Source organism: Mycobacterium sp. E2733 (genome assembly GCF_001667585.1).
In the GTDB taxonomy this organism is placed as follows: Bacteria; Actinomycetota; Actinomycetes; order Mycobacteriales; family Mycobacteriaceae; genus Mycobacterium.
On record NZ_LZJZ01000083.1, the window covers coordinates 21,991 to 44,521 of the forward strand.

Consider the following 22,531-nt stretch of genomic DNA (forward strand, 5'->3'; position numbering starts at 1 on the left):
TCTGATAGGCATACACAGGTGATATGGGACAGCCCGACTCCCCGCCGCTGACGGGTTACCGCATCGCGGTGACGTCCGCCCGGCGATCCGAGGAGCTGTGCGCGCTGCTCAGCCGACAGGGGGCCGAGGTGTGCAGCGCACCCGCGATCAACATGATCGCGCTGCCCGACGACGACGAACTGCACCGTAACACCGAGGCACTGATTGCCGACCCACCCGACATCCTGGTAGCGCACACGGGCATCGGTTTCCGCGGCTGGCTGGCCGCGGCGGAGGGTTGGGGGCTGGTCAACCCGCTCATCACCGCGCTGTCGTCGACCCGCATCGTCTCGCGCGGGCCGAAAGCCACCGGCGCCCTGCGCGCCGCCGGCCTGCACGAGGAGTGGTCGCCCGAGTCCGAGTCCTCGCAGGAGGTGCTGGAATACCTGCTCCACTCGGGAGTGGCCGGACTGCGGGTGGCGGTCCAGCTGCACGGCGCCGCCGACGCCTGGGATCCCTTCCCGGAATTCCTCGGCGGGTTGCGCCTGGCGGGCGCCGAGGTGGTGCCCGTCCGGGTGTACCGCTGGAAGCCAACGCCTTTGGGCGGCATGTTCGATCAGCTGGTGACCGGGATCGCGGGACGGCAATTCGACGCGGTCACCTTCACGTCGGCGCCCGCGGCCGCGGCGGTGCTGGAGCGCAGCCGCGAGCTAGACGTCGAAGACCAGGTGCTGGGCGCGCTGCGCAGCGACGTGCACGCGATGTGCGTCGGCCCGGTGACCGCCAAGCCGTTGATCCGCAAAGGCGTGCCGACGTCGTCACCGGAACGAATGCGGTTGGGCGCCTTGGCCCGTCACGTCGCCGAGGAGCTACCGCTGCTGGGCTCGTGCACGGTGACCGCCGCCGGCCACACGGTCGATATCCGCGGCACGTGCGTGCTGGTGGACGGCTCGATCAAGGTCCTCTCGCCGTCCGGCATGGGGATACTGCGCGCGCTGGCGAAACGCCCCGGCGACGTCGTTGCCCGCGGGGACCTGTTACGGGCGCTGCCCGGCAACAGCAACGACCCGCACGCCGTCGACACCGCCGTGCTGCGGCTGCGAACCGCTCTGGGCGACAAGAACATCATCGCGACGGTGGTCAAGCGCGGATACCGGCTCGCGACCGAACAACAGCGGGCGGATTCCTCATGGCGCTGATCCTGGTCGCGCACGGCACCCGCAGGCCGGAGGGCGTGGCGATGGTCGAAGAGCTTGCCGCGCAGGCGAGTTCGCTGACCGGCCGCCCGGTGGAAGTCGCGTTCGTCGACGTGCTGGGCCCCACCCCCAGCGAGGTGCTGAAGCGGGCGAAAGCCACCGGCAGGCCCGCCATCGTGCTGCCGGCGTTCTTGTCGCGCGGCTATCACGTTCGCGCCGACCTGCCCGCCCACGTCGAGCTCAGCGGCCACCCGAACGCGATCGTCACGCCCGCCCTGGGCCCCAGTGGCCAGGTCGCCCGGATCGTCGGCGACCAGTTGGTCAAATGCGGTTGGCGTCCAGGTGATTCGGTGGTCCTCGCGGCGGCGGGAACATCAGATCTCAAGGCGCGCGCCGACCTGCACACCACGGCGACACTGGTATCGGCGCTGACCGGGTCGCGAGTGAGCCTGGCGTTCGCGGCCACCGGGGATCCAGAGCTGCCGGAGGCCGTGGACGAGGCGAGGCGCCATGCGCCCGACGCGCGCGTGGTGATCGCCTCCTACCTGCTGGCCGACGGCCTGTTCCAGGAACGGCTGCACGCGTGCGGCGCCGACCTGGTCAGCCGGCCGCTGGGCACCCATCCCGGCCTGGCGCGCCTGATCGCCAATCGATTCCGCCGGGCCATGCCACCGGTCCTCGCCCCCACCGCCCGGCACGCTTCGCGGCGATCGAGCGCGCAGCGGTTGGTCCATGACCGGGTCATGCGGCCGAATCCGGCGGCCTGACGAGCTCGCCGGCGAGGCGCGCCGACGGCCCCGACGCTTGCTCTTTGGTCCGACAGGGGCGATCCTGGCAGCATGCCCCGTCGCGAAGAGCCGTCGCGCGGGCTTCTTGACCCGGTCGCCAAGGTGCTGCGGTTGCCGTTCGGCACACCGGAATTCATCGACCGGATCGTCACCGGCGGGGTCAACCAGGTGGGCCGTCAGACGCTGCGCATGCTGATCACCACGTGGGATGCCGCCGGCGGCGGACCCTTCGCCGCGAGCGCGATAGCTTCCACCGGGATGGCCAAGACCGCCGAAACCGTGCAAAGCATGTTCGTCGGCCCGGTTTTCGGCCCGCTACTGAGGATGCTGGGAGCCGACAAGGCCGCCACCCGCGCCTCGCTGTGCGCCTCGCAACTGGTGGGCCTGGGCATCATGCGCTACGGCATTCGCTCCGAGCCGCTGCACTCGATGTCGGTCGACGCGATCGTCGACGCCATCGGCCCGACGATGCAGCGCTACCTCGTCGGCGACATCACGCGCTAGGCGGCGATCCGGCCGACCTGGACGAAGCCGTCGGCGGTCACACGGGCCGGGTACACCGGCACCGAGAAGTTCGGATCGTCCAAGCATTCACCGTCTTCCAGCGAGAAGGCCTGCTTGAGGATCGGCGACTGAACCGTCACCCGACCCCCGCGGTCCCCCACGATCCCGCGCGAGAGCACCGCCGCGCCTGAGAACGGGTCGACGTTGCCCACCGCGTAGACCGAGCCGTCGTCCAGCCGGAACAACGCCGCCTGGGAACCGTCGTCGAGCAGCACGCCGACCCCCCGGCCCGGGATGAGGCGGTGGTACTCGCAGGCCGTCGTCCACACCTGAATGTCGTTGAGAAGTGTCATGATTCCTCTCCAGCTCCCGTACGGATCTTCGGCATGCCAATGGACACCGGGATTTTGCGCCCGGCGTGCTCGGTGAATTCGACCGTCGAGTCGACGGCGTCCGGGGCGTTGACGAACGAGACAAACCGCGACATCTTGTCCGGGTCGTCGAGCACGCCCTTCCATTCACACTTGTAGTTCTGCACATGCCGCTCCATTGCGGCCTCGAATTCTTCGGCCAGGCCCAGCGAGTCCTCGCACACGACCTCGCGCACGTGGTCGAGACCGCCTTCGAGCGAGTCCACCCAGGGCGCCGTGCGCTGCAGCCGGTCGGCGGTCCGGATGTAGTACATGACGAACCGGTCGACGTAGCGGACCAGCGTCTCGGTGTCCAGGTCGCCGGCCAACAGCTGGGCGTGCTTGGGCGTCATGCCGCCGTTGCCACCGACGTAGAGGTTCCAGCCCTTTTCGGTGGCGATGACGCCGACGTCCTTGGAGCGCGCTTCGGCGCACTCCCGCGCGCAACCCGAGACGCCCATCTTGATCTTGTGGGGAGCCCGCAGCCCCCGGTAGCGCAGCTCCAGGTCGATGGCCAGCTGCACCGAATCCTGCTGGCCGTAGCGGCACCAGTCGGTGCCGACGCAGCTCTTCACGGTGCGCAGCGCCTTGCCGTAGGCGTGGCCGGATTCCATCCCGCCCTCGACCAGCCGTCGCCAGATCTCCGGCAGCTGGTCCACCCGGGCGCCGAACATGTCGATCCGCTGGCCGCCGGTGATCTTGGTGTACAGCCCGAAGTCCTGCGCGATCTGGCCGATCAGGATCAGGTGCTCGGGCTTGATGTCACCGCCGGGCACCCGCGGCACCACCGAGTAGCTGCCGTTCTTCTGGATGTTGGCCAGGAAGTGGTCGTTGGAATCCTGCAGCGAGGCTTGTTCGCCTTCGAGGATGTGGTCCGAGCCGGTGGAGGCCAGGATGGAGGCGACCACGGGTTTGCAGATGTCGCAACCCTTTCCGCGGCCGAAGCGCTCCAGCAGCCCGGAGAAGGTCCGGATCTCGGTGGCCGAGATGATCTCGAAGAGCTCCGCCCGCGACTGGCTGAAGTGCTCGCACAGCGCCTTGGACTGTTCGACGCCCTCGGCTTCCAGCAGCTGCTTGAGCAGTGGCACGCACGAGCCGCAGGACGTGCCGGCCGCGGTGCACGACTTGAGCGAGGGCACGTCGGCGCAGCCGTCGGCGATGGCGCACTTCAAATCGCCCTTGCTGACGTTGTTGCACGAGCAGATCTGCGCGGAATCCGGCAGCGCGCCGACTCCCAACGCCGGAGCCTCGCCCGAGGCGGGCGCGATCAGTGCGAGCGGATCCCCCGGCAGCTCGCTGCCGACCATGGGGCGCAGCACCCCATACGACGAGGCATCACCCACCAGGACGCCGCCGAGCAGGGTCTTCGCGTCGTCGGACAGCACCAGCTTGGCGTAGGTCTTCTTGACCGCGTCGTTGATGGCGACCTCGAGGCAGTTCTCGGTGCGACCCATCGCATCGCCGAAGCTGGCCACGTCGACCCCGAGCAGCTTGAGCTTGGTCGACAGGTCCGCTTCGCCGAATTCCGCGGCGCCGTCCAGCAGGCGGTCGGCCACCACCTCGGCGGAGGTGTACCCCGGCCCCACCAGGCCGTAGCACCGGCCACCGATCGCGGCGACCTCACCGACCGCGTAGATGTCCGGATCGCTTGTGCGGCACGCCAAGTCGGTCAGCACACCACCGCGCTCGGCGAGTTCCAGACCCGCGGCCCTGGCCAGCTCGTCACGCGGCCTGATGCCGGCCGCGAAGATGACCAGCCCGGCGTCGATGACCTCGCCGTCGGTCAGGCGCACCCGCACCGACGACACACCGTCGCCATGATCGATCGATTCGATCGACTCCGTGCCCGTGCCGACATGCACCGCGATGCCCAAGTCGCCGACCATCTTGGCCAGCAGGGCGCCGCCGCCCTCGTCGATCTGCTGGGCCATCAGGCGCGGCATCATCTCGACCACGTGGGTCTGTAACCCGAACTGGCGCAGGGCATTAGCGGCCTCGAGGCCCAGCAGTCCACCGCCGATAACGACACCTGCCGGAGCGCGGCCGGCTTCCACCGTGCGCCGCGCGTCGGCCCGGATGGCGTCGAGGTCGTCGAGCGTGCGGTACACGTGGCACGCCGCCAGGTCGTGGCCGGGCACCGGCGGAACGAACGCGTAGGACCCGGTGGCCAACACCAACGTGTCGTAGCCGTGCCGTTGCCCGTCGGCCGTAACAACCGACTTCGTTTCCCGGTCGATCTCGGTGACGCGGGTGTTCAACACCAATCGGACGCGTTCGTCACCCGCGTAGTCGTTGCCCGGCAGTGCCAGCAGCTTGCGATCCCAGCTCTCGGTGTAGGAGGTCAGGCCGACGCGGTCGTAAGCCGCTTCAGCCTCCTCGGCGAAAACCGTGATGCGCCAAAGTCCCTCGGTGTCACGCGCCCGGAGCGCCTCGACGAGGCGGTGCCCCACCATGCCGTGCCCGACTACGACGATGTGACCGCCCGCACACTGAGCGCGCGAAATCCCGTCTGCAGCCATGGCTTTGAGGCTAGCGGCCAGAAATTACCGCGATTTCGCCCAATGTGACGGTCCTATGACGAGGATCTCACAACTCACAGGGAGCCCTGTGAATATTCGTTCGCCCAGGGCGAACGCCTAGGTGGAACTTAAGCGTGGTCGACTCATGTTTTTCCTTATAGCCGGCCGGAAGGGCGCCGGACACAGCAAATCCACAACAAAGCTCAAGGAAGTACAAGGAGATCCCCATGAGTAACCTCGCCTTGTGGTCGCGACCGGCCTGGGACACCGACCGGTGGTTGCGCGACTTCTTCGGCCCCGCCGCCGCCTCCGACTGGTACAAGCCGCTGACCAGCGGTTTCAATCCGGCGTGCGAGATCGTCAAGGACGGCGACGACGCGATCGTACGGGTGGAGCTCCCCGGCGTTGACGTCGAGAAGGACGTCAACGTAGAGGTCGACCGCGGCCGGCTCGTGATCCACGGCGAACGCCGCGACGAGCACGCCGAAGAAAAAGAGGGGCGCACCCTGCGCGAGGTCCGCTACGGATCCTTCCGCCGGTCGTTCCAGCTGCCGGCCCATGTCACCGGCGACGCCATCACGGCCTCGTACGACGCCGGCCTGCTGACCGTGCGGGTCACCGGCGCCTATGCGGGAAACCAGGCGCAGCGCATCGAAATCACCAAATAAGAGGTGAACAACGAATCCTGCGGGGCCACCGGCTCCGCAGGATTCGTTTGCCGCGCAAGCGTTTCCACGTCGGGTCAGCCCCAGCGCGCAAGCAGCTCCTTGCCCCGGGCCGCCAGCGCGGCCTGGAAGAAGGGGCCGAAGCTGATGCGGGCGACGCCCAGCGGCCCGAACGACGCCGGGTCGTCCTGATCGGGCAGCGCGATCGCGTTGACCGGTAACGGCAGCTCTGCGGCCAAGCGGCGCAACGCCTCCGGGTCGTGGCGGCCCACCGGGTAGAGCACGTCGGCGCCGGCCGCCGCGGCCTCGGTCAGCCGCGCCACGGCCCGCTCGACCCGGTCCGCATCGTCCCCGTCCTTACGCAGAAACAGATCGGTGCGGGCGTTGATCACGACGTGCACCCCGGCCGCATCGCCGGCCGCCCGCAGCGCGCCCACCAACTCGGCGTGCTCACCGGCGGACCGCAGCCGCTTTCCGTCCGAGTGCACGGTGTCTTCGATGTTCAGCCCGACGGCCCCCACGCTCAGCAGGCCCTCGATCACGCGCTCGGCCGCCAACCCGTAGCCGGATTCGATGTCCACCGACACCGGAACGTCGACCGCGGCCGTGATCTGGGCGACCCGGGCCAGCACGTCGTCGAAAGACATGCCCTCACCGTCGGCTTTGCCGATCGAGTCGGCCAGCGGATGGCTGCCGACGGTGAGCGCGGCGAACCCGGCGTCGGTGGCGAGCCGGGCCGACCAGGCGTCCCACACGGTCGGCAGGACAACGGGGTCACCCGGTCGGTGCAGGTCGAGCAGCGTGGTGGCACGTTCGGCGGCGGTCTGACCTGGCATGGGCGTGTTTGCTCCGTGTTTTGCGGGGACGCAAGTCGCCTGACGTCAGGCTGTGCCGTGGATAGTATCGGGGGCGTACTGTGATCCGTAACACCGCCCGCGCAAGGAGATCCGTTGAGCACGACTACCGAACTCGCCGAACTGCACGACCTCATCGGCGGCCTGCGGCGGTGCGTGGGCTCCCTGAAGAGTCGCTACGGTGACAACCCGGCGATGCGGCGCATCGTCATCGACGCCGACCGGATCCTGTCGGACGTCGAACTGCTCGACACCGACGTGTCCGAGTTGGACCTGACGCGCGCCACCGTGCAGCAGTCAAGCGAGAAGATCGTCATTCCCGACACCCAGTACGACAGCGAATTCTGGCGCGATGTCGACGACGAGGGTGTCGGGGGTCACAGCAGGTCCTGACAACCCAAGCCCCCCGGAAATGAGGGGGTGCTCTCTGTGTACCCTTCGACCAACAGCCCGTTCGAAGAGGAACACTAGATGAGCGCACCCACGGCGAACCGTCCTGCGTCCGGTGTCTTTTCACCCACACGCGCCCAGATCTCGCAACGGACCCTACGCACCGACCGGTGGTGGATGTCGCCGCTGCGGATCGACCTGGGTTTCGCCGCGTTCCTCATCTACGCGACGGCGCGCGCGTTTCAACAGGATTACTTCTTCGTCCCGAAGTACCACTACCTGACGCCGTTCTACTCGCCGTGCGTGAGCAAGGCGTGCGGTGAGGCCGGCGACTTCTGGCCGCAGATCCTGCCGGACGTGTGGTGGCTGCCGTACGCGGCGCTGACGTTGCCGTTCCTGTTGCTGTTCCGGCTGACCTGTTATTACTACCGCGGCGCCTACTACCGCACGGTCTGGCAGTCGCCCGTCTCCTGCGCGGTGGCCGAGCCCCGCGTCCACTACACCGGCGAGACCAGGCTCCCGCTGATCATCCAGAACAGCCACCGGTACTTCTTCTATATCGCCGGCATCATCTCGGTGATCAACACTTACGACGCGATCATCGGTTTCCACTCCGACTCCGGCCCGCATGGCTTCGGCTTCGGCCTGGGCAACCTGATCATGGTGGGCAACGTCGTCATGCTGTGGATTTACACCCTGTCCTGCCACTCGTGCCGGCACGTGACCGGCGGGCGGCTCAAGCACTTCTCCAAGCACCCTGTGCGGTACTGGATCTGGACCCAGGTCAGCCACATCAACACCCGGCACAAGCAGTATGCGTGGATAACGCTGGGGACCCTGATGCTCACCGATTTCTACATCGCGCTGGTGGCCGGTGGCGCCATCCCCGATTTGAGATTTGTTGGCTGACAGGCCATTTGAGGATAACCAGAATTTAGCGAGGGTTTTCATGGTTGAGGTCGAGCGGCATGCCTACGACGTAGTCGTCATCGGTGCCGGCGGCGCGGGACTGCGGGCGGTCATCGAGGCGCGGGAACGTGGCCTCAAGGTCGCGGTGGTGTGCAAGTCCCTGTTCGGCAAGGCCCACACGGTGATGGCCGAGGGCGGCGCCGCGGCCTCGATGGGTAATGCCAACCCGAAGGACAACTGGAAGACCCACTTCGGCGACACCATGCGCGGCGGGAAGTTCCTGAACAACTGGCGGATGGCCGAGTTGCACGCCAAGGAGGCGCCGGACCGGGTCTGGGAGCTGGAGACGTACGGCGCGCTGTTCGATCGCACGAAGGACGGCAAGATCAGCCAGCGCAACTTCGGCGGGCACACCTACCCGCGACTGGCGCACGTCGGCGACCGCACCGGCCTGGAGTTGATCCGTACGTTGCAGCAGAAGATCGTCTCGCTGCAGCAGGAAGATCACGCCGAACTCGGCGATTACGACGCGCGGATCAAGGTGTTCGCCGAGTGCACCATCACCGAGTTGCTCAAGGACGGGGACGCGATCGCCGGGGCGTTCGGCTACTGGCGCGAGACGGGCCAGTTCGTCCTCTTCGAGGCGCCCGCGGTGGTGCTCGCCACCGGCGGCATCGGCAAGTCGTTCAAGGTCACCTCGAACTCCTGGGAGTACACCGGCGACGGGCACGCGCTCGCGCTGCGGGCGGGCGCGTCGCTGATCAACATGGAGTTTGTCCAGTTCCACCCGACCGGCATGGTGTGGCCGCCCAGCGTGAAGGGGATCCTCGTCACCGAGGGTGTCCGCGGCGACGGCGGTGTCCTGAAGAACTCCGACGACAAGCGGTTCATGTTCGACTACATCCCGCCGGTCTTCAAGGGTCAGTACGCGGAGACCGAACAAGAGGCCGACCAGTGGCTCAAGGACAACGACTCGGCCCGCCGCACCCCCGACCTGCTGCCCCGCGATGAGGTCGCGCGCGCGATCAATTCGGAGGTCAAGGCCGGCCGGGGCAGCCCACACGGCGGCGTGTTCCTCGACATCGCGTCGAGGTTGACGCCCGAGGAGATCAAGCGACGCCTGCCGTCGATGTACCACCAGTTCAAGGAGCTGGCCGGGGTCGACATCACCAAGGAGCCGATGGAAGTCGGTCCCACCTGTCACTACGTGATGGGCGGCGTCGAGGTGGACGCCGACACCGGGGCGGCGACGGTCCCGGGCCTGTTCGCCGCGGGCGAGTGCTCCGGCGGCATGCACGGCTCCAACCGGCTGGGCGGCAACTCGCTTTCGGATCTGCTGGTGTTCGGCCGCCGGGCCGGCCTGGGCGCGGCCGACTACGTGCGGGCGCTGAGCAGCCGCCCGACGATCTCGGCGGAGGCCGTCGAGACCGCCTCGAAGAGGGCGCTGGCCCCCTTCGAGGGGCCGACCAACGGCGCCCCGGCGGAGAACCCCTACGCGCTGCAGCTCGAGCTGCAGCAGTCGATGAACGACCTGGTCGGCATCATCCGCAAGGCCGACGAGATCGCCGAGGCGCTCGGACGGCTCGACAGGCTGCGCGAGCGGTTCAAGAACATTCGCGTGGAGGGCGGTCGCGAGTACAACCCGGGCTGGAACCTGGCCATCGATCTGCGCAGCATGCTGCTGGTCAGCGAGTGCGTCGCCAGGGCCGCTCTGGAACGCACCGAAAGCCGCGGCGGACACACCCGCGACGACCACCCGTCGATGGATTCGGGGTGGCGCAATGTGCTGCTGGTCTGCCGGGCCGCCGGCGGCGACGAGGTCATTCCGGACATCAGCATCACCCGCAAGGACCAGGTGCCGATGCGACCCGATCTGCTGGAGCTCTTCGAGATCTCCGAGCTGGAGAAGTACTACACCGACGACGAGCTGGCCGAGCATCCAGGACGGAGAGGCTGATGACCTACGACGCGACCATGCGTGTGTGGCGCGGTGACGATGCCAGCGGCGCGCTGCAGGATTTCACGGTGGAAGTCAACGAGGGCGAGGTGGTGCTCGACATCATCCATCGTCTGCAGCAGACCCAGACGCCGGACCTCGCCGTGCGGTGGAACTGTAAGGCGGGCAAGTGCGGCTCCTGCTCGGCGGAGATCAACGGGGTCCCGCGGCTGATGTGCATGACGCGGATGTCCACGTTCGCCGAGGACGAGGTGGTGACCGTCACGCCGCTGCGGACGTTCCCGGTGATCCGCGATCTGGTCACCGACGTCTCCTTCAACTACGAGAAGGCGCGCGAGATGCCCGCCTTCGCGCCGCCCAAAGACCTGCAGCCGGGCGAGTACCGGATGGCGCAGGCCGATGTCGAGCGCTCGCAGGAGTTCCGCAAGTGCATCGAGTGCTTCCTGTGTCAGAACGTCTGCCACGTGATCCGCGATCACGAGGAAAACAAGAAGGCGTTCTCCGGGCCCCGTCTTTTCATCCGGCTCGCCGAACTGGAGATGCATCCGCTCGACACCGCGGACCGGCGGGATCTGGCGCAGGACGAGGCGGGCCTGGGATATTGCAACATCACCAAGTGCTGCACCGAGGTCTGCCCGGAAAACATCAAGATCACCGACAACGCCATCATCCCGATGAAAGAGCGGGTCGCCGGTCGCCGCTACGACCCCGTGGTGTGGCTGGGCAACAAGCTGTTCCGGCGCTGACCCAGGCGTTAGCCCACCCGGCGCGCCGGGTACTCGCATAATCAACCCAAACTCCGAAAGGCAGCGTGGGAGATATGCGAGACACCACCAGCATCAACGAAATTCGAACGGCTATCCGGGAGTTGTCCGCGCGCGCCGATCTTGCGCGCAAGGAAGGCCGCCCCGACGACGCCGCCGAGATCGAGCAGCGGATAGCGGGCTTCCGGGCGGAACTCAGCCGCCGCCCATAATCGCGTCAGACGCCAAGGCGCCGGAACACGCTGCGGTGAAACACGATCGGTGCGACCTCTGAGTCCACCGTCACCTCGTTGACCCGCAGCACCACGATGGTGTGGTCCCCGGCCGGGATGAGCTGTTCGATAGCGCTCTCCAGCCAGAGGCCGGTGCCCTTGATGAACACCGCACCGCTCTCCCTGGACTCCGTCTCCAGCCCGGCGAACCTGTCCCCGGTCTTGGCGGCCAGGGCGCGGGCGGCCTCGTCGTGGGCCTCGCCGAGCACGCTGATGCCCAGCATGGGCAGGTCTTTGAGCTTGGGCCACGTCGTCGACGTGTTCTGCACGCAGAACGACACGAGCGGCGGATCCAGGGAGACGGGGACAAAGGTGCTGGCCGCCAGGCCTTCCCGGGTTCCCTGGACTTCGGCGGCGATGGCGACCACCCCCGAGGGGAAGTGGCCGAAGGCCTCACGCAGCGTGGACGGTGTCAGGTTCTTGTTCGAGTTCACCGGAATTCATTCGCCCCTTGAGCCGAGAACGGGATTCTCGGTCCCGACCCTACCTGCCGAATATCCGTGCGCCGAAGCCACATCGGGGTGTGCGCGCAACCTACTCTTCCAGGCATTGCGGCCGTAGACGTGGAAGATCGGATCCGCGCGGTCGGTCACCCGGCCGGTGCGCGCCCGCAGGTCAGGGGGCAGTGTCAGCACGGGGATCCGCGCGTCCAGCCGCGGGTTGAAGAAGTACGGCACCGAGATCCGGTCCGCGGGCTGACCCTCCAGGTTCACCCGGTGCTCGGTGGCGCGCAGGTACCCTCCCGTCGCCACCTCCAGCAGCTCGCCGATGTTGACGACGAAGGCGCCGTCGACGGCTGGCACGTCGATCCACTCCTGAGTGCCGGACCGGCGCACCTGCAGGCCGCGGCTCCCCGGCTCGACCAACAGCAGCGTGAGCACGCCGGAGTCTTTGTGCGGGCCGACACCCTGCGGCGAGGCCGCGCTCCGCGGGTAACGCACGATCTTGATCAGGGTGGCGGGCGTCTCGGCGAAGGCGGGTTCGAAGACGTCCGGCGGGCTGCCCAGGGACGCCGCCCAGTGCCGAAGCAGGGTGCGGGCCACCGCGGACAGCGCGGTGGCCCACTCGGCGACGATCCCGGGCAGTTCGGGCAGCGCGGCCGGCCACTGGTTGGGGCCCTGCAGCCACAGATAGTCGGGCTTGCCGGGCCCCCCGACCGGGGCGAGTTCCGGTCCGATGTCGATCTGCTCCCGCCAGTCCACCTGGCCGCGGGTCAGCTCGCCGCCCATCCGCGTATAACCGCGGAAATGCGGACTGCGCACCATGGCGACCGCGTCCTTCTCGGCCTGCGGTAGCTCGAACAGCCGGCGGGCCGCCGCCAGCACCCGGCTGGAAAGCCCGTCTGGCACGCCGTGGCCGGTCAGGTAGAAGAAACCCACCTCGTGCGCGGCCTCGCGCAAACCCCGCCGCAATTGGGGCGCCGACGTGCGCAGATCCACTACGGGCAGGGTGGTGATGCATCCCATAGTTTGCGATCCGTTTCGTTATCGCCGCAGGTCAGAGGCACCGCGGCAGCATCCCAACCGGTTGGTTAATTAGACGATGAAATCTAGCTCACATTGACTTGCGTTGAACTGACTCGGAGCGATATTTTAACGGTGTTACTGGTGGGTAACTTAGACCTAGTACCCAACCACGAGTGGCATTCTCAACGAGGAGGAACCGTAGTGAGCCACTATAAGAGCAACGTCCGTGACCAGGTGTTCAACCTGTTCGAGGTGCTGGGCGTTGACAAGGCTTTGGGCGCCGGCGACTACAGCGATCTGGACGTCGACACGGCCCGCGAAATGTTGTCAGAGATCAGCCGGCTGGCCGAGGGGCCCATCGCCGAGTCGTTCGTCGAGGGTGACCGCAATCCGCCGGTCTTCGACCCCAAGACCCACTCGGTGACGCTGCCGGAGTCGTTCAAGAAGTCGGTCCGCGCGGTCACCGAGGCCGGTTGGGACAAGGTCGGCATCGACGAGGTCCTCGGCGGCATGCCGATGCCCCGCGCGCTGGTGTGGGCGCTGCACGAGCACCTGCTGGGTGCCAACCCGGCCGTGTGGATGTACGGCGGCGGCGCCGGCTTCGCCAACATCCTCTACCACCTCGGTACCGAGGAGCAGAAGAAGTGGGCCGTGATCTGCGCCGAGCGCGGTTGGGGCTCAACCATGGTGCTCACCGAGCCGGACGCCGGTTCGGACGTGGGCGCCGGACGGACCAAGGCCATCAAGCAGGACGACGGCTCCTGGCACATCGAGGGCGTGAAGCGATTCATCACCTCGGCCGACTCTGGCGACCTGTTCGAGAACATCTTCCACCTGGTGCTGGCCCGCCCCGAGGGCGCGGGTCCGGGCACCAAGGGCCTGTCGCTGTTCTTCGTGCCCAAGTTCCTGTTCGACTTCGAGACGGGCGAGCTGGGCGAGCGCAACGGCGTCTTCGTGACCAACGTCGAGCACAAGATGGGCCTGAAGGTTTCGGCCACTTGTGAGCTGTCCTTCGGCCAGCACGACGTGCCCGCCAAGGGCTGGCTGGTCGGCGAGGTGCACAACGGCATCGCGCAGATGTTCGAGGTCATCGAGCAGGCCCGCATGATGGTGGGCACCAAGGCGATCGCCACCCTGTCGACCGGCTACCTGAACGCGCTGGAGTATGCCAAGTCCCGCGTGCAGGGCGCCGACATGACGCAGATGACCGACAAGACCGCTCCGCGGGTGACCATCACGCACCACCCCGACGTGCGCCGGTCGCTGATGACCCAGAAGGCCTACGCCGAGGGTCTGCGTGCGCTGTACCTGTACACCGCGACCTACCAGGACGCGGCGGTTGCCGAGGCGGTGCACGGTGTGGACGCCGAACTGGCCGTCAAGGTCAACGACCTGATGTTGCCGGTGGTCAAGGGTGTCGGTTCCGAGCAGGCCTACGCCAAGCTCACCGAGAGCCTGCAGACCTTCGGTGGGTCCGGCTTCCTGCAGGACTACCCGATCGAGCAGTACATCCGGGACGCCAAGATCGACTCCCTTTACGAGGGCACCACGGCCATCCAGGCGCAGGACTTCTTCTTCCGGAAGATCATCCGCGACAAGGGTGTGGCGCTGGCCCACGTGTCGGGCGAGATCCAGAAGTTCGTGGACAGCGAGTCCGGCAACGGCCGGCTGAAGTCCGAGCGGGAACTGCTGGCGAAGGCCCTGGCCGACGTCCAGGCGATGGCGGCCACGCTGACCGGCTACCTGATGGCGGCGCAGGAGGACGTGACCAGCCTCTACAAGGTCGGCCTGGGATCGGTGCGCTTCCTGATGAGCGTCGGCGACCTGGTCATCGGCTGGTTGCTGCAGCAGCAGGCCGCGGTGGCCGTGCAGGCGCTGGACGCCGGCGCCAGCGGCGACGAGCGGTCCTTCTACGAGGGCAAGGTCGCGGTGGCGTCGTTCTTCGCGAAGAACTTCCTGCCCCTGCTCGCCAGCACCCGTGAGGTGATCGAGACGCTGGACAACGACATCATGGAGCTCGACGAAGCCGCCTTCTGACAGGCACAAGAACAAAAACCCCGCTTCCGCATGGGAGCGGGGTTTTTGTAACGCCCGGTACAAAAAGGCCGCCGCTGGATCCCCTCACTCCAGCGGCGGCCCTTTTCGCACGCCCGTCCGCGCTGACCGGCGGCCGTTTCAGGGATGCCCCGTATTGCCGTCGGGGTCGGGGGGTCAGACCACAACACGGGGTCATCCGGGCATTCGGATACCCCTCCCCCCGATTTACTAACCGGCTGTGACCCATTTCATGAACCGCCACGGTGGGCAGGCCCGAGTCAACGGTCGGTCAGGCCTCCAGGATGGCGGCCACCCCCTGGCCACCGGCGGCGCAGATGGAAACGAGGGCCCGCAGCGGCTTGCCGGCGCCACCCTTCCGCTCGGCCCTCTTCTGGGCGAGCTGCTTGGCCGCCTGGGCAAGGATCCGCCCACCGGTGGCGGCAAACGGGTGTCCTGCGGCCAGGGACGAGCCGTTGACGTTGAGCTTGGACCGGTCGATCGATCCCAGCGCGGCGTCGAGGCCCAGCCGCTCCTTGCAGTAGTCCTCGGACTCAAACGCCTGCAGGTGCGCCAGCACCACCGAGGCGAAGGCCTCGTGGATCTCGTAGAAGTCGAAGTCCTGCAAGCTCAGGCCGTTCCGGGCCAGCAGCCGCGGCACAGCGTAGGTGGGCGCCATCAGCAAGCCGTCGCGGCCGTTGACGTAGTCCACCGCCGCGGTCTCCGCGTCTACCAGGAAGGCCAGCGGCGTCAGCGAATGGGCGGCCGCCCACTCCTCACTGGCCAGCAGCGCGACGGAAGCCCCGTCGGTCAGCGGGGTCGAGTTGCCGGCCGTCATTGTCGCGTCGCCGGACTTCACGCCGAACACCGGCTTGAGCTTCGCCAGCTTCTCCGCCGACGAGTCAGGGCGCAGGTTGTCGTCGCGGTACAGCCCGAGGAAGGGGGTGACCAGGTCGTCGAAGAAACCCCGGTCGTAGGCGGCGGCCATGTTGCGGTGGCTTGCGGCGGCCAGCTCGTCCTGGTCGACGCGTTTGATGCCCATTTCCTTGGCGGTGATCGCCTGGTGCTCACCCATCGACAGCCCGGTGCGGGGCTCGCTGTTTACCGGGATCTCGATCCCCAGGGTCGCGGGCAGCGTGCCCACCAGCCTCAGCCGCTGAACATTGGACTTGGACCGGCGCAGCTTGAGCAGGGTCCGGCGCAGGTTAACGCCCAGGGCGATCGGCGGGTCGGAGGTGGTGTCCACCCCACCGGCGGCGGCGACCTCGTAGCGCCCGGACGCGATGCCGTCGGCCGCAGCGATGGCCGCCTGCAGGCCGGTGCCGCACGCCTGTTGCAGGTCGAACGCCGGCGTGTACGACGACAGCTCGGAGCCCAGCACGCATTCGCGCGTCAGGTTGAAGTCCCGGCTGTGCTTGAGCACGGCTCCGCCGATCACCGCGCCCAGTCGCTCGCCGGCCAGGCCGAAGCGGTCGACCAGCCCACCCAGCGCGGCAGTGAGCATGTCCTGGTTGGACGCCTCGGCGTAGGCGCCGTCGGACCGGGCGAACGGGATGCGATTGCCGCCCAGCACGGCGACACGTCGCCGCTGCGAACTGCGCTGGTTGCTTGCCTCAGAACTTGCAGGGGCCACTGTCTTCTCCGTGTATCTGCGGTCTATTGGTTTTGGGATCGCCCGTCTGGGGCCATACTACCCACTGTTCTTACTCTGAAGTAAGTTCGTCCTCGATACGGTTGTGCTGTAGGCACAGCCCAACTTAGAAAGCACATGGAAGGTAGCTCCGGTGGCTCCCAAGGTCTCGTCCGATCTGTTCTCTCAGATTGTCAACTCTGGTCCTGGATCGTTCCTCGCCAAGCAGCTCGGTGTCCCGCAACCCGAGACACTGCGCCGCTACCGGCCCGGCGATCCGCCCCTGGCCGGGTCCCTGCTGATCGGCGGTGAGGGGCGAGTGGTCGAGCCGCTGCGTGCCGCGCTGGCCAAGGACTACGACCTGGTGGGCAACAACCTGGGTGGCCGCTGGGCCGACCAGTTCGGCGGACTGGTGTTCGACGCCACCGGCATCACGACGCCGGAGGGGCTCAGGGGGCTGTACGAGTTCTTCACGCCGCTGCTGCGCAATCTGGGCCATTCGGCCCGCGTCGTGGTGGTCGGGACCACGCCCGACGCCGCCGCCAGCCCGCACGAGCGGATCGCGCAGCGCGCGCTGGAGGGGTTCACCCGCTCGCTGGGCAAGGAGCTGCGCAACGGCACCACGGCGGCGCTGGTCTACGTGTCGCCCGACGCCAAACCCGCTGCCACGGGCCTGGAATCGACCATGCGGTTCATCCTGTCGGCCAAGTCGGCCTACGTCGACGGCCAGGTGTTCTACATCGGCGAGGCCGACTCCACACCGCCGGCCGACTGGGAGCGGCCGCTGGACGGCAAGGTCGCGATCGTGACGGGCGCGGCCCGCGGGATCGGCGCGACCATCGCGGAGGTGTTCGCCCGCGACGGAGCCCGCGTCGTCGCGATCGACGTCGAGTCGGCCGCCGAGACGCTGGCCGAGACGGCGAGCCGGGTCGGGGGCACCGCGTTGTGGCTCGACGTCACCGCCGAGGACGCCGTCGACAAGATCACCGAGCACCTGCGCGAGCACCACGGCGGGCACGCCGATGTGCTGGTCAACAACGCCGGCATCACCCGCGACAAGTTGCTGGCCAACATGGACGACGCCCGGTGGGACGCGGTGCTGGCCGTCAATCTCCTTGCCCCGCTTCGGCTTACCGAGGGACTGGTGGGCAACGGCAGCATCGGCGAGGGAGGCCGGGTGATCGGGCTGTCCTCGATGGCCGGCATCGCGGGCAACCGTGGGCAGACCAACTACGCCACCACCAAGGCCGGGATGATCGGCCTCACCCAGGCGCTGGCTCCGGAGCTGTACGGCAAGGGCATCACGATCAACGCCGTCGCACCGGGATTCATCGAAACCCAGATGACGGCAGCCATTCCGCTGGCCACCCGCGAGGTGGGTCGCCGGATGAACTCGCTGCTGCAGGGCGGCCAACCCGTCGATGTTGCAGAGACCATCGCCTACTTCGCCAGCCCGGCGTCAAACGCGGTGACGGGCAACGTTATCCGCGTCTGCGGCCAGGCCATGCTGGGCGCATAGCTGCGATGAGGAGAACGCAATGAACCAGCCAAGCGGCCTGAAGAACATGCTGCGCGCGGCGGCCGGGGCACTGCCGCTGGTGTCCCGCGGCAACCAGCTGCCCACGCGCACGGTGTCGATCGAGGAATTGCCCATCGACCAGGCGAACGTGGCCGAGTACGCCGCGGTCACCGGCCTGCGCTACGGCAACAACGTGCCGCTCACCTATCCGTTCGCGCTGACGTTCCCCACGATGATGTCGCTGGTGACCGGATTCGACTTTCCTTTCGCCGCAATGGGTTCGGTGCACATGGAGAACCACATCACGCAGCACCGGCCGATCGCGGTCACCGACACCGTCGGCGTGCATGTGCATGCGGAAAACCTGCGTGAGCACCGCAAAGGTTTGCTCGTCGACTTGGTGACCGACGTGAGCGTCGGCAACGACATCGCATGGCATCAGGTGACGACCTTCCTGCATCAGCAACGCACCAGCCTGTCCGACGAGCCGAAGCCACCGCCGCAGAAGCAACCCAAGCTGCCCCCTCCCAGCACCGTCGTGCGCGTCAGCCCCGGCCTGATCCGGCGCTACGCCGCGGTCAGCGGCGATCACAATCCGATCCACACCAACCCGATCGCGGCCAAGCTGTTCGGCTTCCCCACCGTCATCGCGCACGGAATGTTCAGCGCCGCGGCGGTATTGGCCAACATTGAAGCGCGGCTGCCGGACGCGGTGAAGTATTCGGTGCGGTTCGGCAAGCCGCTAGTGCTGCCCGGCACCGCCGGGCTCTACATCGACGAAGGCCATGACGGCTGGGACATCTCGCTGCGCAACGTCGCCAAGAATTACCCGTATCTGACCGGCACGGTCCGAACGCTCTAGTCCGAGTGCGCCGGGCCGCGGCCCTTGGCAATGACTTTCAGCCCGTGGGCGCTGGTCGCGGTCAGCAGGAAGAGCAGAAACAGCCACAGCGGCGGCCGGGCGAGTTCCCAGACGAAGATGGCCGCCCAGATCGGTGAGCCCTGCGTCACCGCGAGCACGCCGGCGGCGCCCGCCAGCGACACCGCCGGCACGTGCAGGTGGGTCCCGACCGCCCAGTTGATCGCCAGCACCGGCGCGGCCCCGGCGGCCGCGCCGGTGGCCAGCGAGGGAGTCAGCATGCCGCCGGCCCCGCCGGCACGCAAAAACAACGCGGTCAGCAATGGTTTCAAGGCCAGGATCGCGAGCGCCGACAACAGCGTCATGCCGCTGGCCAAGCTGACCGTCAGGATGCTGCGGCCGTTGCCGGGCAATTCGGGCCACCAATGCGAACAGATGCCCATCACCAGCCCGGCGCCGGCGAGCGCGGGAATCAGCACCCAGGTCCGCATCTGCTTGGCCGGCCGCGCCGCCGCCATCAACCGGTTGAAGGCCAGTCCCACCGCGAGGCTCACGGGTGCCAGCAACAGCCCGTGCGCGGTCAGCAGGTACGTCGACTCCCCGAGCGGCCATTGCAGGTTGGGTTCGTCGCGCGTGATGGCCGAACCGACCGCGACCGCGAGGCTGGAGGAAATGAACGCCGCGCCGACCGCCCGCGGCTGCCAGGTGTTGAGCATGATCCGCACCGAGAACAGCGCACCGGCCAGCGGGACGGCGTACACGGCGCCAAGCCCGGCGCCGGCCGCGCAGGCCAATAACACCTCACGATCGCGGGGCGATAGCCGCTTGAGCCAGGCCGTCCCGAAATCGCTTAGCGAGGCGGCGAATTGACGCGGGGCCCCCTCTCGGCCGAGGGATGCGCCGGCCCCGACGAGCAGCACCTGCAGCAGCGCGTCGATGCTCCAGGAAAGCCGCGGTATCCGCTCGCGACGCGCGATGGTCTCTGCCATGGGCGGCACGCGCGACCTGCTCCGCAAGATCCACCACCCGACTGCCGCCAAGGCAGCGCCGACCATCGGGCCCACCACGCGGCGCACCGGACTGCTACCCGCGACGCCGACCAGCAGCGCGCCAAAGGTGTAGTGATAGGTCACGTGCTCGACGAAGCGCAGCACGAACGTCGTCGTCAATCCGGCGACCCCGGCCAACAATCCGACGATGACTACAGCACAGAAGAAGTCGACATTGCGGGCGGGCGGTCGAGCCACATGATGAATGTAGGGGCTAGCGCCGGGCTGCGCTGGGGCCGCCCTTCTCGCGCCGCCCCGCGGCGGCCCCACGCTCCTCCGGCGCGCCCCGCAGCCCGTGCCAGAACAGGTTGATCATCAGCGCGGCCGCTTCATCGGCGTCGATATCGCCGGTGCTGAGCTGGTTGGCCATCGCCTCGCCCGCCCCCACCAGCGCCACGGCCATCATCTCGTTCTCGCGCTCGGTCCGCGGCGTGCGACTGCCGGCCCGCACCAGCCCGGCGACCAGCTCGATGATCTGTTCGCGCCCCTCGCGCACCATGTGCGCGAACGCCTGCGAGCTGGTGGCCTGGGTGTACATCACGATCCACGACGCCCGGTTGGCGTCGATGTAGCGCATGAACGCCACGATCGTGTTGCGCAGCAGGTCTTTCGGGCTCTGCGTGAAGTCGATGTCGGCGCGGACCGCGTCGATGAACCGGCCCATCTCCCGGTTCAGGCAGGCGCCGAACAGATCCTCCTTGGAGCCGTAGTACAGGTACAGCATCGGCTTGGAGATCTGCGCCTGGGCGGCGATGGCATCCATCGAGGTCTCGTGGTAGCCGTTGACCGAGAACATCTGCACCGCGGCGTCGAGCATTTGCTGCTCGCGGACAGCACGCGGTAACCGCTTGGTACCACCCGCCATCGATTGCCTCTCTAGCCCGTCTATCTGACTCTAGAGTAAGCAACGCGCCGGGTCCCGCACACGCTTTAGTGGCCGCAGGCGGGGCTGCGGCCCTTCATCGTCGCCACCCGCCCCAGCGCGTCGTCGACCCGCTGCGCGGGCAACTCGCCTGCCGCCACCGCCTTCTGCAGCCGGTCCAAGACCGCGGGCACCTCGTCGGTGGTGACCCAGAGCGCGACGTCGGTGCCGGCCCGCAGAGCGCGCAGGACCGCCTCGGCGACGCCGTACCGGTCGGAGATCGCGCCCATGCTGGACAGGTCGTCGGTGAACACCGGTCCGTTGAACGGCGGGGCGCCGTAGCCGACGCCGTTGCGCAGCAGCTGCACCGCCGCGGGGCTCAGGCTCGCGGGGTCGTCGCCGGTCAACCCGGGGACCTGCAAGTGGCCCAGCATCACCGCGACCGGGGCGGCGGTGATGAGCGTCCGGTACGGCACCAGGTCGAGGTTCTGCAGGTCACTCAGCGGCGGCGTCACCACGCCGCCGGTGTGCGAGTCGCCCGAGCCGTGCCCGTGTCCGGGGAAGTGCTTGAGGACCGGCAGCAGTCCCGCGTCCCGCAGGCCTTGGGCGTACGCCCCGGCGTAGGCGATGACCGTGTTGGGATCACCCCCGAACGAGCGGTCCCCGATCACGCCGCTGGTGGCGTCGGTGACGTCGACGACGGGGGCGAAGTCGATGGTGATGCCGAGGTCGCGCATCTTCTTGCCGCGCTCGGCCGCCAGGTCGTGGACCTGGGCGGCGGTCTGGGTCTGGGCCAGCTCCCGGGGCGACGGTGCCGCGCCGATCAGCGACCGCAACCGGGAGACCCGGCCGCCCTCCTCGTCGACGCTGACCGCCAACGGCAGCGGTCCCGCCTTGGCCGCGATGTCGGCCAGCGGGCCCTTGAAGATGGACAGGTCCGTCCAGCTGCCGATGAAGATGCCGCCGACGTGGTAGCCGTTGACCACCGATCGGGCGTCATCGGCGTTCTTCACACCCACCATCAGCAGCTGGGCCAGCTTGTCGCGGACCGGCAGCGCGGTGACGTCGCCGCACGCCGGTGGCGCTGGTGCGGCCGCCGGCTTGCCGGCCGAGGTCGACGGGCCGGGTGGCCGGCCGGCGTGGTGGGCGCAGCCTGCCAGCAACGCCGACACGGAGACGAGCACGGCCAAGGTGCGCGAAAATGACATCGGGCCATGCTTTCATGGCGCTATCCGGGCCTCCGGATCTGGGGAGCGACGAGGTTTTCGTCGGGGGTTTTCTTCTTCGGCTGCGGGGGCACTCCTGGGCTGGTGCCAGCGGGGCTAGGGGGCAAGATGCCAGCGTTGACCGGTTTCACTCTGGCCGCGGCGGCCAGCATCGCGGTGGGTCTGTCGGTGGGTGTCGCGACGACGGTCGGCGTGACGCTGTCCGTTGCCGACCACGGGATGGCGCCGGTGCGGGGCCATCCGGCTCCGCTCAGCCCGCTCGGGCCCCATCAGGTCCAGTACGGCGACCGGTGCTTTCACGGACACTGTCTGCCCTGACGAGCGCTCCGGGGCGCCGACCCGCTTCTGCTAGGTTGGCGCTAGGCCGACTACGTTTTCCCGATGCTGTTAAGGAGCCGTTGATGAACCGGATCATTGCGCCCGCCGCCGCGAGCGTGGTGGTCGGTCTGTTGCTCGGCGCGGCAGCGATCTTCGGGATCACCTTGATGGTGCAGCAGGACACGAAACCGCCACTCCCCGGGGGCGATCCGCAGTCGTCAGTGCTCAACCGGGTCGAGTACGGCAACCGTAGCTAGCGGCGAAGCCGGGCACACTGGGTCGCCGCCTGCGGACTCAGCGGCCGTAGCGGCGGCCGGCCCGCCGGCCCCTGGCTTTCCGGCCGCGCCCGTTTCGCGCCGAT

General features: G+C 68.0%; 23 protein-coding genes. 14 read left to right on the forward strand and 9 right to left on the reverse strand.

Features of this window, described 5'->3' with window-relative positions:
• Positions 1-23 precede the first annotated feature (23 nt).
• The 3 genes from A5678_RS13585 (at position 24) to A5678_RS13595 (ending at position 2,467) form a co-directional block, all read left to right on the forward strand.
• Positions 24-1,178 (forward strand): uroporphyrinogen-III synthase, encoded by a 1,155-nt coding sequence (locus A5678_RS13585; protein ID WP_068043109.1) that lies wholly within the window; start codon positions 24-26, stop codon positions 1,176-1,178.
• Complete coding sequence (locus A5678_RS13590; RefSeq protein WP_068043111.1) at positions 1,169-1,942, forward strand: sirohydrochlorin chelatase; 774 nt, start codon at positions 1,169-1,171, stop codon at positions 1,940-1,942. The genes A5678_RS13585 and A5678_RS13590 overlap by 10 nt, the downstream gene beginning before the upstream one ends.
• 72 nt (positions 1,943-2,014) lie before the next feature.
• Positions 2,015-2,467, forward strand: a complete 453-nt coding sequence (locus tag A5678_RS13595) for a hypothetical protein (RefSeq protein ID WP_068043113.1) — start codon at positions 2,015-2,017, stop codon at positions 2,465-2,467.
• Here A5678_RS13595 and nirD read toward each other — a convergent pair.
• Entirely contained in the window at positions 2,464-2,820 is a 357-nt protein-coding gene (gene nirD, locus A5678_RS13600; protein WP_068043115.1) for a nitrite reductase small subunit NirD, read from the reverse strand. The genes A5678_RS13595 and nirD overlap by 4 nt on opposite strands.
• Positions 2,817-5,396 (reverse strand): nitrite reductase large subunit NirB, encoded by a 2,580-nt coding sequence (gene nirB, locus A5678_RS13605; protein WP_082945558.1) that lies wholly within the window; start codon positions 5,394-5,396, stop codon positions 2,817-2,819. Before nirB ends, nirD begins: the two co-directional genes overlap by 4 nt.
• A gap of 227 nt (positions 5,397-5,623) precedes the next feature.
• On the opposite strand from nirB, the gene A5678_RS13610 reads away from it, so the two are divergent.
• Positions 5,624-6,064 carry an Hsp20/alpha crystallin family protein gene (locus tag A5678_RS13610; RefSeq protein WP_068043117.1) on the forward strand — a complete coding sequence of 147 codons (441 nt, stop codon included), beginning with the start codon at positions 5,624-5,626 and terminating at the stop codon, positions 6,062-6,064.
• 74 nt (positions 6,065-6,138) lie between these two features.
• On the opposite strand, the gene A5678_RS13615 is transcribed toward A5678_RS13610, so the two are convergent.
• The gene (locus tag A5678_RS13615; protein ID WP_068043119.1) at positions 6,139-6,897 is read right to left on the reverse strand and encodes an isocitrate lyase/phosphoenolpyruvate mutase family protein; all 759 of its coding nucleotides are present in this window, start codon (positions 6,895-6,897) and stop codon (positions 6,139-6,141) included.
• A 114-nt stretch (positions 6,898-7,011) separates the two neighbouring features.
• Between A5678_RS13615 and A5678_RS13620 the strand changes: the two genes are divergently transcribed.
• The 5 genes from A5678_RS13620 to A5678_RS27565 all read left to right on the forward strand — a co-directional run bounded on the left by A5678_RS13620 (position 7,012) and on the right by A5678_RS27565 (position 11,147).
• Positions 7,012-7,308, forward strand: coding sequence for a hypothetical protein (locus A5678_RS13620; protein WP_068043121.1), 297 nt, complete (start codon positions 7,012-7,014; stop codon positions 7,306-7,308).
• A 78-nt stretch (positions 7,309-7,386) separates the two neighbouring features.
• Positions 7,387-8,214, forward strand: a complete 828-nt coding sequence (locus tag A5678_RS13625; RefSeq protein ID WP_068043125.1) for a hypothetical protein — start codon at positions 7,387-7,389, stop codon at positions 8,212-8,214.
• Between the two features lie 40 nt (positions 8,215-8,254).
• Positions 8,255-10,171, forward strand: coding sequence for a fumarate reductase/succinate dehydrogenase flavoprotein subunit (locus A5678_RS13630; RefSeq protein ID WP_068043126.1), 1,917 nt, complete (start codon positions 8,255-8,257; stop codon positions 10,169-10,171).
• The gene (locus A5678_RS13635) at positions 10,171-10,917 is read left to right on the forward strand and encodes a succinate dehydrogenase/fumarate reductase iron-sulfur subunit (RefSeq protein ID WP_068043127.1); all 747 of its coding nucleotides are present in this window, start codon (positions 10,171-10,173) and stop codon (positions 10,915-10,917) included. The genes A5678_RS13630 and A5678_RS13635 overlap by 1 nt, the downstream gene beginning before the upstream one ends.
• Positions 10,918-10,991: 74 nt before the next feature.
• Positions 10,992-11,147 carry a hypothetical protein gene (locus A5678_RS27565; RefSeq protein ID WP_197502149.1) on the forward strand — a complete coding sequence of 52 codons (156 nt, stop codon included), beginning with the start codon at positions 10,992-10,994 and terminating at the stop codon, positions 11,145-11,147.
• Between the two features lie 5 nt (positions 11,148-11,152).
• On the opposite strand, the gene A5678_RS13640 is transcribed toward A5678_RS27565, so the two are convergent.
• Positions 11,153-11,641, reverse strand: a complete 489-nt coding sequence (locus A5678_RS13640) for a flavin reductase family protein (RefSeq protein ID WP_068043128.1) — start codon at positions 11,639-11,641, stop codon at positions 11,153-11,155.
• Positions 11,642-11,647: 6 nt separating this feature from the next.
• Positions 11,648-12,673 (reverse strand): isopenicillin N synthase family oxygenase, encoded by a 1,026-nt coding sequence (locus A5678_RS13645; protein ID WP_068043130.1) that lies wholly within the window; start codon positions 12,671-12,673, stop codon positions 11,648-11,650.
• 201 nt (positions 12,674-12,874) lie between these two features.
• Between A5678_RS13645 and A5678_RS13650 the strand changes: the two genes are divergently transcribed.
• A complete protein-coding gene (locus tag A5678_RS13650) occupies positions 12,875-14,710 on the forward strand; it encodes an acyl-CoA dehydrogenase (protein ID WP_068043131.1) in 1,836 nt (611 codons plus the stop codon).
• Positions 14,711-14,999: 289 nt separating this feature from the next.
• Here A5678_RS13650 and A5678_RS13655 read toward each other — a convergent pair whose 3' ends face one another.
• Positions 15,000-16,340, reverse strand: coding sequence for an acetyl-CoA C-acetyltransferase (locus A5678_RS13655; RefSeq protein ID WP_068043132.1), 1,341 nt, complete (start codon positions 16,338-16,340; stop codon positions 15,000-15,002).
• Positions 16,341-16,491: 151 nt separating this feature from the next.
• Here A5678_RS13655 and A5678_RS13660 point away from each other — a divergent pair, with 151 nt between their 5' ends.
• Entirely contained in the window at positions 16,492-17,856 is a 1,365-nt protein-coding gene (locus tag A5678_RS13660; RefSeq protein WP_068043133.1) for a 3-oxoacyl-ACP reductase, read from the forward strand.
• Between the two features lie 19 nt (positions 17,857-17,875).
• On the forward strand, positions 17,876-18,718 hold the full coding sequence (locus A5678_RS13665) for a MaoC/PaaZ C-terminal domain-containing protein (RefSeq protein WP_068043134.1): 843 nt from the start codon (positions 17,876-17,878) through the stop codon (positions 18,716-18,718).
• Here A5678_RS13665 and A5678_RS13670 read toward each other — a convergent pair.
• The 3 genes from A5678_RS13670 to A5678_RS13680 all read right to left on the reverse strand — a co-directional run bounded on the left by A5678_RS13670 (position 18,715) and on the right by A5678_RS13680 (position 21,834).
• Positions 18,715-19,962 (reverse strand): chloride channel protein, encoded by a 1,248-nt coding sequence (locus A5678_RS13670; RefSeq protein WP_068043136.1) that lies wholly within the window; start codon positions 19,960-19,962, stop codon positions 18,715-18,717. The two genes, A5678_RS13665 and A5678_RS13670, sit on opposite strands and share 4 nt — an antisense overlap.
• A gap of 16 nt (positions 19,963-19,978) precedes the next feature.
• Positions 19,979-20,629 carry a TetR/AcrR family transcriptional regulator gene (locus A5678_RS13675; protein ID WP_068043138.1) on the reverse strand — a complete coding sequence of 217 codons (651 nt, stop codon included), beginning with the start codon at positions 20,627-20,629 and terminating at the stop codon, positions 19,979-19,981.
• A 65-nt stretch (positions 20,630-20,694) separates the two neighbouring features.
• Positions 20,695-21,834 (reverse strand): glycoside hydrolase family 3 N-terminal domain-containing protein, encoded by a 1,140-nt coding sequence (locus A5678_RS13680; protein WP_068043140.1) that lies wholly within the window; start codon positions 21,832-21,834, stop codon positions 20,695-20,697.
• 135 nt (positions 21,835-21,969) lie between these two features.
• On the opposite strand from A5678_RS13680, the gene A5678_RS13685 reads away from it, so the two are divergent.
• Both A5678_RS13685 and A5678_RS13690 read left to right on the forward strand, forming a co-directional pair.
• Positions 21,970-22,170 carry a DUF2613 family protein gene (locus A5678_RS13685; RefSeq protein ID WP_068043585.1) on the forward strand — a complete coding sequence of 67 codons (201 nt, stop codon included), beginning with the start codon at positions 21,970-21,972 and terminating at the stop codon, positions 22,168-22,170.
• An 83-nt stretch (positions 22,171-22,253) separates the two neighbouring features.
• Complete coding sequence (locus A5678_RS13690; protein ID WP_065443914.1) at positions 22,254-22,427, forward strand: DUF2613 domain-containing protein; 174 nt, start codon at positions 22,254-22,256, stop codon at positions 22,425-22,427.
• Positions 22,428-22,531 lie beyond the last annotated feature (104 nt).